Here is a 961-nt window from a genome sequence, read left to right on the forward strand (position 1 = left end):
CTACGTTGGTCACTTTGTTGCCGGCGTTGTTCAAACCGTCTTTGGTCAGGTTTACCTTGCCTGCTTTAACGCCGTCTTGGGTCAATGCAACATCGTCGCCTACTTTCACACCGTCGTTGTTAACGGTGGTGTCACCGGCTTTGACGCTGTTCACTACCAGGTCTTTTTTCAGCTTAACGGTCACTTTATCGTCTTGGGCTTCGGTGGTGATGTTGTCGTCGCCGGCAACGGTCACGGTGGAGCCGAGTTTTTCGATATTGGTGCTGCCGCTGTCGCCGTTGAAGGTCAGACCTTTGGTATCAACGGTGGTTTTGGCATCCACACCTTTTTGGATGTCGTCTTTGGTGCCATCAGCCAAATCGATGCTGTAGTCGGTCACGTTGTTCGCGTCTGCGGCGGCGGCGGTAACGGTCAATTTGCTCGAACCGGCGCTCGCAGTCGTGCCTTTGGCGTTGACGGTGTAAACGTCTTGGCCGTTGGCGCCGGTCGTTTTCACCACGTCTTTGATGTTGGTGCCGGCTGCAACCTCGGTACGGGCGGCGGCGCTTTGCTGTTTCAGCTGGCTGTAGTTGACGGCGTCGGTGTCATCGGTACCGGCGGCAACATTGGTAATCTTGTTGCCGGCGGCATTGATGCCTGACTTGGTCACACTCGGGCCACCGGTAATGGTGAGGCCGTCTGAATTCAGTTTGCTGTCGCCTGCGGTGACGCTGTCAACGGTAATGTCTTTGGCCAGTTTGAAGTCAATCTGGTTGTCAGACACGGTGGTCACGATGTTTTTGTCGCTGCTGCGGTAAGCAACGGTTTCGCCCAGTTGGACGTTGTCGTCGTTACCGTTGTCGGCGGCAATGTTCAGACCTTTGGCCACGTTGGCGTTGGTTTCTTTCAGCTGACCGTAGTTAACGGCGTCGGTATCGTCGGTACCGGCGGCTACGTTGGTCACTTTGTTGCCGGCGTTGTT

At 55.5% G+C, this 961-nt stretch carries 1 pseudogene; it reads right to left on the reverse strand.

What is annotated here, in order from left to right:
- Positions 1–961: pseudogene (locus HMPREF2871_RS03180) on the reverse strand (hypothetical protein); the annotation flags it as partial.

Origin of the sequence: Neisseria sp. HMSC067G12 (assembly GCF_001812725.1) — a bacterium.
Classification (GTDB): Bacteria; Pseudomonadota; Gammaproteobacteria; order Burkholderiales; family Neisseriaceae; genus Neisseria; species Neisseria perflava.